8 protein-coding genes and 1 pseudogene are annotated in these 11,922 nt (G+C 39.4%); all 9 read right to left on the reverse strand.

Features of this window, described 5'->3' with window-relative positions; genetic code table 11:
• Positions 1–306: 306 nt before the first annotated feature.
• On the reverse strand, positions 307–1,248 hold the full coding sequence (locus AC1DSE_RS19820) for a hypothetical protein (protein ID WP_477528073.1): 942 nt from the start codon (positions 1,246–1,248) through the stop codon (positions 307–309).
• Positions 1,249–1,507: 259 nt separating this feature from the next.
• Positions 1,508–2,578 carry a polysaccharide deacetylase family protein gene (locus AC1DSE_RS19825; RefSeq protein WP_477528074.1) on the reverse strand — a complete coding sequence of 357 codons (1,071 nt, stop codon included), beginning with the start codon at positions 2,576–2,578 and terminating at the stop codon, positions 1,508–1,510.
• 484 nt (positions 2,579–3,062) lie between these two features.
• Positions 3,063–3,647 (reverse strand): hypothetical protein, encoded by a 585-nt coding sequence (locus AC1DSE_RS19830; RefSeq protein WP_477511159.1) that lies wholly within the window; start codon positions 3,645–3,647, stop codon positions 3,063–3,065.
• Between the two features lie 2 nt (positions 3,648–3,649).
• Positions 3,650–4,129, reverse strand: a complete 480-nt coding sequence (locus AC1DSE_RS19835) for an RNA polymerase sigma factor (protein WP_441907699.1) — start codon at positions 4,127–4,129, stop codon at positions 3,650–3,652.
• Positions 4,130–4,430: 301 nt separating this feature from the next.
• Positions 4,431–5,930 (reverse strand): malate:quinone oxidoreductase, encoded by a 1,500-nt coding sequence (locus AC1DSE_RS19840; RefSeq protein WP_477511160.1) that lies wholly within the window; start codon positions 5,928–5,930, stop codon positions 4,431–4,433.
• Positions 5,931–6,672: 742 nt separating this feature from the next.
• Positions 6,673–7,017 (reverse strand): hypothetical protein, encoded by a 345-nt coding sequence (locus AC1DSE_RS19845; protein WP_477511161.1) that lies wholly within the window; start codon positions 7,015–7,017, stop codon positions 6,673–6,675.
• A 160-nt stretch (positions 7,018–7,177) separates the two neighbouring features.
• On the reverse strand, positions 7,178–8,083 hold the full coding sequence (locus AC1DSE_RS19850) for a GNAT family N-acetyltransferase (protein ID WP_477528075.1): 906 nt from the start codon (positions 8,081–8,083) through the stop codon (positions 7,178–7,180).
• Between the two features lie 176 nt (positions 8,084–8,259).
• Positions 8,260–10,653: pseudogene (locus AC1DSE_RS19855) on the reverse strand (polyprenyl synthetase family protein).
• Between the two features lie 392 nt (positions 10,654–11,045).
• On the reverse strand, positions 11,046–11,534 hold the full coding sequence (locus AC1DSE_RS19860; protein WP_477511164.1) for an SRPBCC family protein: 489 nt from the start codon (positions 11,532–11,534) through the stop codon (positions 11,046–11,048).
• Positions 11,535–11,922: the final 388 nt, after the last annotated feature.

The raw sequence follows: 11,922 nt of genomic DNA on the forward strand, positions 1-11,922 counted from the left end.
ATTGTACAACCTTATTCTTTTGAGTTTTGAGATAATAGTTGCTTTGTATCGAGGATCTTCAATTAAATTCAATTCATTTAGTAACCTCTTTATTGAGCGAAAATTAAATTTGGTTTCTTTATGTAACCAGCATCGATATTTGAGTAAAAGTTGAAAAAGTAAAGGGTTCGTTGGATCAGTCCTAATAAAGATGAAAAGATAAGTCAATGAATCCATTACGTTTGCAGCATACATCTTCTCAAAAATGATAATCACCTGCTTAGTAGGAATTCGATAATCTCGAGTCCTTTGAGAAAGACCGGAACTTCACAAAATGAGCCTGTCCAGACCAATTGCACTAATCAAAAGCCGCTCTTTCCTGCTGCCTAACATATTTTGTGTCCAATCTACAAAACCGCCATCGCCAATAAAATACTCCGTTTCGCCTATTACTGTTTTTAATGTGAATTGTAATCCTTTGTAATACTGGTTTTCCATATTCGGCTCACCTGTACTTACCGACACATTCAATGACAATTCATTTCCATGTTTTATAATCCTTGAGACTAAGCCAGCCGAATCTTTGTAACCACTGCGTTCACTTAAAATGATCTCGATGTCAGACCCAAACAGCGTTTTAAATATACTTTGGTATACTTTTATATGCTCCCATAATGATTGTTTTTCGAAGCTATAGGAACCTTCATCTAATCCAGACGTCACCATACAAAATAAATGGAAATGAGGCAGCATCCCTGGATCATCTCCAAAGAATTGCGCTCGGACATGCCTATGGGTGGTACAGAAGCGAATAAAATTATCTCTCTTATCATTTGAATCAATTGTTTTAAGTAAATTACTGATATGCAGGGCTAAGAGATTGGTTGCATCTGATACAACCTCCGTTCCTCTTAACGCGGAAATTGCTTTGTTTTGATCAACTGTTCCTAGCACAGAAGCACAGCCCAATGGTGCTACGGGAGATAGTTGAATTGGCGAAAAAGAATGTTTTGAAGCAATATCTAAAACATCCAACTCCATCCTCTTAAGCAATAGCACATCGACGTCAGCTGGGTRTACAAAACGGTTATTCTTGTATCTTTTAAGTAGATCATTTGGAGAAGATGTCTTTGTTTTCTCGCTGAATACTTTTAAGAGAAGTGAATTCAAGTCACTGGAGGATATCCGATCAACTAAAAGATTAATTAAATCAGCTTGATCAAGTTTTCGCAGTATTCTTTCAAGATCGGCTGTAAGGGTAGGTTCCATTAACTTCACTCTCCTTACCTCATTCTATTGGTTATTAATGGATAATTATATGGGGTGACATTACTTTAGGTCAAGAACTAAACCAATATTATAAATGATCAATCTTTTAGCTTGAAAAATGACGATAAGTTTTATTCAGTTTTTTCAACAGGGCTAATCACAAAAATCCCGACGGAGAAGATCCCGCCGGGATTTAGTGGAACATACGATTTGAATTTAAATCAATAACTAAATCGTATCCTTTACTGGTTCGAGTTATTTACTGAATTTCCAAATAATCAATGTAAACATCCCATGTCCCGTTATCGGAGGTGCAAACGAGCTCAATTTCTTGATTACCGGTTCCATGGCTGACATTGCTTATGGTATAGACTGCGGGACTACTGCCTCCGAAGTAGAAGGTCCCTTTCGTCACCCCGCCTATTTTCAAGTCAACTCTGGCCATATTGGAGTTATTTGAAGCACCACGGAGTGAGAAACTATGAGTTCCGCTCGTGAAATTCTGTGTGTATTTGACCAAATCATTGTTGGCGTATAAAGCAACACCAGAGAACGGCGAGCTGATATTCCCGGTGTACTGACCAGCTTTGGTCATGCTTTCGGCTTCCTTTTTTGTACTTGTGCTTGGAGGAGTAGTTGTACCGCCACCGTCAGGCGCAACCGCCCGGCCGGTGCTTGTTGAAATCATACCAGGGCAAAGTCCCCGGCTCTTAAGATTCTGAGCAATCTGGGGGATCGCTTGGAGCGTAGTCTGGTATTGATCATGCATCAGGATGACATCGCCGTTCTGCRGTCTGCCCGCAGCGGCTACGATCTGTGCGGTGGTGGCGCCATTCCAGTCCTGTGAGTCAACGTTCCACAGCACCTCGGTTAGCCCATTTTGACTCTCGATTGACTTCAAAGAAGCGTTAGTCTCGCCGTACGGCGGGCGGAACAATTTTGGTGCAGCTCCGGTAGCTGACTGGATCGCTTGTTGTGTTCGCGTAATTTCCGATGACATCTGCGAGCTGCTCAATGTGGTCATGTGAGGATGTGTATAAGAGTGGTTTCCGACCCACATGCCCGCATTCACTTGGTCCCGCACGAGTGACGGGTTATTTTGGGCGTTTTGCCCAAGGTTGAACATCGTTGCACGCAAACCGGCCTGCTTCAGAGCATTGAGCAGTGATGTAGTGTTACTGGCATTTGGGCCATCGTCGTATGTCAGACCTACATATCCGTTCGGGCAGTTGGCATCGGCTGCACTGGCAATAGGCATTATCGGGATGGAGAATAACGAACTGAAAAGTGCTAGGGCCGCTGCCCCTTTTATTAGTTTTGCTTTGAACATGGTAGTACCTCCTCGTATAAACATACAAGTATGGTTGTTCGCGCCACTCCGTTCTGCTTAACTCTCTCTACTAGATTCAGTGTTTTTACTGAATTTCTAAATAGTCTAGGTAAGCGTCCCATGTCCGTCATCGGAGGTTACAATTATTTCATCTGTATACCTCCTCTTCTTTAATTGCATTTAGTCTCACATGATGCTGTAAAGCCTGCAATAGGCTGCTCGAGCCTCACTTCCTTCCATATATTAACTTGAAAGCGATTACAATAATTATTTTATCAAAACGTTTCTTTATCGTTTACCTGTAAGAATTTAGTTCCTACTGTAAAAAACTTAGCTTTTTGTGGTGGACACTGGAAACGGAGTGATCCCAACAAGCATTGATGTTGATCTGTCTTTTTTTGATTTATGATCGTCTATTTTATATAATGCTAGCAAAAAACCGCATCCATAGGAGGATGCGGTTAGTATGCTAACAGCTGCTAAATCAAAAATTATTGAAAATGACGTCGGCTGTTACCTTTCCGCTCGTGACGTCTTCCGAGGTGAAGCCAGATACCGTGTTGCCCACTTTAAATTCCTTGCTTACCAGCTGCTCTGAAATATCAGGAGCTGTTGGGCCTGTTATGCCGTAAGTCGTTTTTTCCGTAACTGTCACCCACAATTCGCCAATTCGAAAGCTTTGGCCGTCGGTACTTACCTCATCAATCACACCATCAATGTTTACCCTGTGTTTTGCTGAGGTCGCCGGTCCAGGACCATTATTCTCAATGGTGCCGCTTGGATTTTTCGTGACCGCACCAGGAGAAGTACTGCCTGCGTCTTGGTTTACTGCATAAATGCTCAGAGTCAATACCGCACAAGCCGCAATGCTGGTTGCCCAGATCATCACTTTGTTTTTCTTTACTTTAGAATTAACTGTTTTCATAGGAATCTCTCCATTTCGTATGTTGTTATTATTGTTGTCGATTTGTTTGTGCTTCTCCAGGCTTAAGCGTTCAAGTGTACGTTCTTGAAAGTCTTCACTTATTTTCACTTTGGACATGGCCGATTTATAACTTGTTTTTTTCATTCTCACAAATCACCGCCTATAACTTCTTTAAGCTGTTTACGCCCTCGAGCGAGCCAAGTACCTACCGTCGCAGGTTTGGCATGAAGTATATCCGCTATTTCTTCCAAGGAATAACCTTCGTAATAATGCAAATGGATCGGGACCCGATATTTTTTATCCAATGATAATACAGCCTGCATGACCATGTATTCATCCTTCGGCAGGTTAGACAGGTTGTCCGGTATGGGGTTTCGACTCTTAAACCACCCCGTCTTGAGCAAGTTTTTACATTTATTGATCGTTGTACGGATTAACCAGGCTTTCTCATGTTCACCGCTATCAAAGACGGGGGATTTTTGGAGATAGGCTAGAAATACTTCTTGCGCTACTTCCTCCGCGTCAGCAATATTTTTGAGATAAGCGAAAGCTATCTTGACCAGGCTGTCGGAATAGTTGACCACGGCTTTGCGGACGGATTCATTGAGCTCATATGAATCGTTCACTTAATGTCCCCCTTTCACTAGTAATACAATCGAGCAGCCCGTTATTTTTCACGCTGTAAAAAAAAATGGGACAATTGCTTTAAAAGGGAGCAAAAAGGTTTTTATTAGTATGTCCTCTCACCAAAAACGGTAACATGCAAGCAATATTAACTGCAGCACCTGTAAATTCAATAAAAAAAGAACCTTCAATCTATAATTAGATCAAAGGTTCAATATTTATTTTAATGAAATTAAATAATTCACGCTATGCTTTCAATTACGTAATATTTCACTACATTCATTTGTTTTTACATCAGAAAAACTAACTAAAAGCCAGCTCCTTTTCACTCAGGCCTAATGAGTCAGCTGTAGAAGTATGAATTTCGTGCAGAAGCTCTGGATTTTCCATTAATGAAACGCCATAAGAAGGAATCATTTCTTTAATTTTTGGTTCCCACTCTTTGATGTGTTGAGGGAAACATTTTTTAAATACTTCAAGCATAACGTGAACAGCAGTAGAAGCACCTGGCGAAGCGCCTAGCAATGCTGCAATCGAACCATCAGCAGCCGTTATAACTTCCGTACCAAATTGAAGTGTTCCTCTGCCGCCAGCTTCAGTATCTTTGATAACTTGCACACGCTGACCAGCTGCTACTAAATCCCAGTCTTCCGTTTTGGCGTTAGGGATAAACTCGCGCAACTCATCCATGCGCTTTTCTTTGGATAGCATGACTTGCTCGATCAGGTATTTTGTCAATGACATATTTTTTGCACCTGCGGATAACATTGTGATGAGATTATCCGGTTTTACGGAAGTGACCAAATCAAACATTGAACCGGTTTTCAAAAACTTAGGTGAGAATCCGGCAAAAGGACCAAACAGCAAAGATTTTTTATTGTCGATAAATCTTGTATCCAAATGTGGAACCGACATTGGAGGAGCTCCAACTTTGGCTTTGCCGTAAACTTTTGCATGATGCTGTGCCACAACATTCGGATTATTACAAACCATAAATATTCCGCTTACTGGGAATCCGCCAATATGTCTACCTTCAGGAATACCGGATTTTTGCAATAAATGCAAGCTTCCGCCTCCGCCTCCGATAAAGACAAATTTTGCAGTATGCCTTTCGACGTTGCCGCTGCCATTACGTACTTTCAATTCCCACGAGCCGTCGCTAGCACGTTTAATATTATCAACGCTATGTTTATATTTGAGATCAACGTTTTTACTTTTTAAGTGGTCAAACAGAATGCGCGTTAAAGCACCAAAGTTGACATCCGTACCAGAGTCAATTTTGGTTGCTGCTATAGCTTCATTTGATTTACGATCTTTTATAATAAGTGGGATCCATTCCATTAATTTTGCAGGGTTATCGGAAAATTCCATCCCTTTAAACAACGGATTAGTAGACATGGCTTCAAAACGTTTCTTTAGAAACGTTACATTTTGTTCTCCTTGGACCATACTCATATGAGGTAATGGCATAATAAAGTCTTGCGGATTACGGATTAGCTTACTATTTACAAGGTAAGACCAAAACTGCATGGAAAGCTGGAACTGTTCATTAATTTGAATCGCTTTGCTAATATCTACAGATCCGTCTGGCTTATTTACAGTGTAGTTAAGCTCGCACAGTGCTGCATGCCCTGTTCCTGCATTATTCCACTCGTTAGAGCTTTCTTCTCCAGCACTCTCGAGCTTCTCAAACACGGTAATTTTCCATTCCGGTACCAATTCTTTCAGAAGTGTCCCTAAAGTCGCACTCATGATTCCGGCACCAATCAAGATGACGTCTGTTTTATTTTCTCCGTTGCTCATTATTACCATCCTTATATCCTAAAATTTGCATAAAGCATGTAGGCGCTTCTGTATAGGCGTTACACTAAGCCAATGCTCGACCCAGTCACACACCTTTTCTGTTTCAATTAAAACCATATCATATTGTTTTGTAATTGATTATAGATTAAATGATCTGCGATTATCAGATAATTATAAGCTATTTGAAAGCTGGTGAAAAGTGAAAAGTCCGTTTACAAGGCTCTAGGAACACACAAAGCAAAGGCAATAACAAAGCTTAATGCATCGATTGAAGCTTTTGTTTGCCGCCATGTGTTACTAGCATCATTACATTTTTTCCGATACTTGCGGTATGGTTCACTGTATTTGATGTTAAACTAAACTTCTATTAGTTTCAATCTAAACGTTGCTACTTCTCTGCTTCTGAGATTTTCAAGTATACAAATTGTGAATAATCTGCAACGTTTATATGAAGGAGTAGATATATTTCACAAAGTTGTTCAGCTTCCCCATTAAATTCCTTTAGAAATTTAACAATATATATTCATATCTTATTGAGGCTGGAGCCTTTTTGACAACAGTTAAGGTAATTTTCTGTTTGTTTTGCCTGTCTGCTGTATTCTGTATGTATTGTATATGTATTTAAGAAGAAATCATCTCTTGTATCAGTTAAAGTAATCTTGAAAACAAGCGAAAGACCCGTAAGGCGGCCGCTTCATTTGCGAAGCGTTGGCTCTTACGGGTCTTTTTTTATATTTAAGGACTATTTTTTGGAACGTTTTTTGGAAGATATTTTAGCACGTTTTCTGCGTTTTAAGCCTGAAACCATGACATTTTTCTCAGATTGCGTGTAATAATGCTGATAGACAGGACAACAATGATGCTTCTTCACCGTTTCAATATTTTGAATAACATTTACAAGCTGCGGATGGTAGATGTCCTCATATTGCGTAATTGGAGGATCATAAATCGTTTGCGTTGGACAATCCGGACAAAAGTTAGCCGAATTCGCACCTTCTACCATACCCATGTTACTACCCATGTTACTACCCATATTACTACCCATGTTCATGTTATTACTCATGTTATTATAATCGTTACGGTTCACAGAATTATCTCCTTCCTGTTTTGGAATACACCATATTGTATTCTCAAGAAGACAAAACGACCTGTACGATTGACATGGAAGACGATGGCCTATGCTGTTCCTGCAGGATGTAGAGCATGATATTTACCTTGTACTGATAATGTTTGAAAAAAGTGTTTCGTTATGAATGAGAAGTTAATGGAAACAAAATATGTTCTGYTCTATCTTCAAATGAAGGACGAACAAACAATGTGTCCTCACTCTCTGCTAATAACTCGACATGAATGTTTTCATTATCGTAATCGGGTGTAAAGTAAAAATGAATAATCTCCGTATCGGCAGTAACAAGGCTGTTCAAAATAACATCATAATCAACTTTTTGAACGCTGATGATATCATAAAGATGAAGTTGTTTATCCTCGTGTTTAAAAATAACAATGGCATCAACTTCTTCGACATAATAAATCGCATCATTGAATGCTAAGATAAAATAAAACAGCAATAGATGTTCATTGTTTTTCACACCCATTATAGGGGATACAGGTATTCTTTCCTTAGCAAACTGCTCCATCAACCGATAATCATTGGCGTTATTCGTATGTAGCTTGCGGTAGGAACGGATTGCTTCTGGTTTTAATTCTAAACCTGAAATGTTTAGCGTAAAACTACTTTCTTGCGTTTTTCTAAACCCAAATCTAGGATAATAGTCTAGAACCGAATCATTAGCGAACAAGTAGATAAAGTCATATTCTTGTTCATATTTCTCGATAATATGGTTCATCAGTTTGCCTGATAATCCTTGATTTCGATAGTCGGGATGCGTCATAACGGTACCGATTTGAATGGCTTTGTACTCTTCACTGTTACATATAACCGTCATTTTGTTTGCTGAGGCATTGGCAATGACTTTACTTTTATCGAGAAAGGAATAACATATATAATTTTCGTTCCAGCCCCCTTTTTCATACCATTTTTCGAAATCAAGTCCAAATACCATTTTAGCCAATTCATTAAAGCTTTCTTTGAAGGTTGAAATATCTTTATAGTCACTTATGAATTGGTAATTAGTCATATTAACCTCGCTCACTTTRCTTCTCCCCTTCTCATTCTCATCAACTTTTGCTGAATGCTTCAAACACCATTAAAAAGTAAAAGCAGTCMAACAGTGACCATATGTCACCGATGGACTGCTGTTAGCTTATTCAAATTATTGCACTATCTAACATGATTGCTCGAATCTTCTTCAAGACGTACGAATGTAATTTAATAATCCCTGCTTATAATATAATTCAGCAGTTGCTTCAGAAAAGCTGGATTACGTGGCATCTCCTTCAATGCTTCCATTGCAAGGCAGAAGTGTTCCCACATCTCTTTTCTAGCTCCATCTAGACCAAGGATGGTTACAAAAGTCGAGTTATTGTTCTCCACATCCTGGCCAATAGGTTTACCGAGTAAATTTAAATCTCCTTCCGAATCAAGCAAATCATCTTTAATTTGAAAGGCTATGCCCGCATGATAGGCGTATTTTTTCAAAATCGCAATTTCTGACGACTTAACCTGAGCGAGAATAGCGGGCATTACAAGTGAAGCTTCAAATGCAATTCCGGTTTTGTAAAAGCACATCATATTTAGCTGCTCCAATGTTAATGCTTTTCCTTTGGAATGCAAATCCATCGCCTGCCCCATGCACATATCTCCAGCTCTTTGGGACGAATATTGCATTAAAGCAAGCACGGTTTTAGGGTCAAACTGTTCAAGGGATGATTGCTCTTCAATCGCCTTCTGGGTAAGAAATAGGCCGGTTAATTCCGCGGTGGCACTATTATGCACCTGGTGCAGCGTAGGACGCCCTCTGCGAGTAGAGGCATTATCCTGCGTTGGGAGATCATCGAAGATTAAAGACGCGGTATGCATGTACTCTAATGATTTTAGAAGTGGCACGATCGTCGAAGCATGCAGTCCATACTCATTAATACCCATGACCCAAGCTAATATTGGCCGTAATCGTTTGCCATCTCCCTCAAGACTGTAGTTTGCAGCATCAATAAGCAGCTCTCTCATTGGAGGTATTTCATTACTTTTGTGAATCGGCAATAGATTRTTGATTTGCTCGCGAGCAGTTTTGACAGTTGAAAGGAATTGTTCCTTTTCACTGCGATTGCTTTTTAAAACCGTTACCATCTGATCCCGGAGCAGTTTATCGAAGAAATCCACATCATCCGCTTTTTGAACCACATGTTGGATAAGGCGATTGAAATCTGGATCTCCTGAAGCAAACACCGCCATAATTTCGTTATATTTCTCAGTACCTATACGTTCTTTCAACCTTTTTAGACCATTGAAGGCACGATCAAGAATCACTTCTCGGGTTTTGGCATCGGAGTAGTATATGTTGTGAATTAAATAAGAGATGACGGACCAGTATAACTCAAAGGGATTGATTAGATCTGAGCGCTGCTCATGGTATTTCAAATAATAGGTATAGGGTGTTACCGCCCCGTCTTTCATATCATCAAACATATCTGCTAAATCATCTGCCAGCTGGTTATAAATGCCATAATAAAATGTTCGATTATCAAAGCCTTCATCCAAAGGAGCACTAATGACGGAACGAACGATGAGCCTTGAAGATGAGGATTTTAAAATGATAGGCAGGTAAAGCTCTTTGTTAGTGTAATTTACATTCGATAGGTCCTTGACACGGTCCAAATCCTGAGAATGAAAAAACACGTAGGATTGCTCGAAAAAGGTTTGTTGTGTTTCAGGTCGCTGATATTTTTTAATATACTCAAAAGCATCACTAAGCTCCGCGTGTACGTATTGGACAAATTCAAAGTTATTGCCGGACCATTCACCTAATTGTGGAACAGATCCGCTTAGAAGCGAAGTACGGATCATATTGGAATATTGTTCTTTCTCCTCTGCCTTTAGGACACCCGAATCAAGCAGATCGTCAATAAAAGGATAGGTTAGCCCATAGGATTAACCAAGTCTGATGGCTTCGTCTAGTCTCCTGGCACGTTCAGCAGGCAATACTTGGTCATCCATTTCTTCAATTACATGCAACATTACGCCAATTATGATTTTGATCAGCTTGCGCACCGCATGCTCGGAACTCATTTCCTTTGGGATATTCGAGGATACGGATTTTAGTTTATTTATTACCCAAATTATGCCGTTTTCTATGCCTTCCTTCTGAGCCCACCGATACAGCCCCGCCAAGGTCATAAAATCAGGCTGCTCTCCTCCGTTTGTTGTTGAGGGTTGAATAAAATGGCTTTTGACGTCAGCAATCACTCGTTGAATTCTCATTTGTGTCTCTGGAGCATCCAAAGCTTTTCCTAAATCCCTCATATAAATATAGGAAACGCTTCGATCTAAATAATCATCCAGTTTTCCTGAATAATTCAGCCACCATATATATCTATGATAATCCCGAGAATCCGGTTTTTTCTTTCCTTTCGAAAAAAAGGATAACAATGAATAATGTTGGATATGGTTCTTTTTCCACAATTGAATATCTTCGGTTAGTGTGGTTACATAAGTTTTATTCTTCACTTGTTCGTTCAATGTTTCAAAATATTGGGCTGCCTTTTGCTCTGCAAGTTGGTACCAAGTATCTGCTTGAGCTGTATACTTATTATTCATACGACGCATAACCTCGACTTATAGTTAAAATAAAATGACTGGGAAATGTAACAAAATAACTGATTTGAAGCCTTAGTCTAGTTTCCTGAAGTACATAAGACTAAAATATTATGTTTAATCACTTCCTCCGAGGAATTTGGAACGATATGCGTCGAGCAAATAAGTTATATTTTACACGATTGTTGGTGGTTCAACAATTTTTTGGTAAAAATATGTAGCGAGAATATCAAGTTGGACATGAAGTGCAAAGTACTGAGATACATTACGCAAAAAGGCTCGCCCCCGTTCCATTTGAGCCCTTCTAACAAAAAAACAACAAAGGTTAGGTTGATCATCAACAATGTGAGATCAAACTAACCTTTGTCGTTAAGAGTTTTTCTGTATCACTTTAACTAGTTGGTTTATACCATTAATAAGTAATCTGCCAGTTGATTAAACGTCACTTCATATCCTTCGTGAACCATATCTTGTGATGCCTCTAACGTTTTGGCTTCCTCTTCAGTTGGAGATACTGCTTCCCCTTCCATAGTAAGAATGGTTTTGTCTCCATCTTCACTGAAAATAAAAGTGACTGAAAATTCAAGAGGCCAATTAGCGTCAAAGGGTGCACGCACGGTGTTACCTTCCTCATCAGAAAAGGAGTTTGTATACACAATTTTCTCAGGTGAATTAATTTCATGATAGATAAACTTGACCCACATCTCGGTTCCGTCTGGTGCGGTCTGTTTGTAATGAAATAAACCACCTGGGCGGAGATCGAATTTTTTAATATCAAAAGCCCATCCTTTTGGTCCCCACCAATTCAGTAAATGTTCTGATTCTGAAAAAGCCTTAAACACAAGGTCACGAGGAGCACTAAACGTATGAGTCATTTTAATTTTTGTAGTCATCTGAATCCTCCATTGCGATGATATTAACCTTTTGATACGTGTGTACTACACATCTTTTTCCTCTATCATGAACGATCAAGCTTGTCTATATCCTTCATAAGTCACTATAAAAATTCCGATACGATTGTTTTTCTTATATTTGTTCACCTTACCTCTATTTATTATTTACTGTGAATCGCTTCTTAAACCAAATATACCACATAGGGAATATTCCTGTAAAGGAATATATAAGGCAGGCTATTATTTATTATGACCAGAAATAAATTGTTCCAAGCCTTCTACTGATAAGACTCCGCTCCTATTGTCAACAGGTATTCCATCTTTAAAGAGGATGGTAGTAGGTATACTCATAATTCCAAATAGTGAAGCCATCGCTTCACTAACATCC

The sequence above is a fragment of the Paenibacillus sp. 01L418 genome (genome assembly GCF_056400045.1).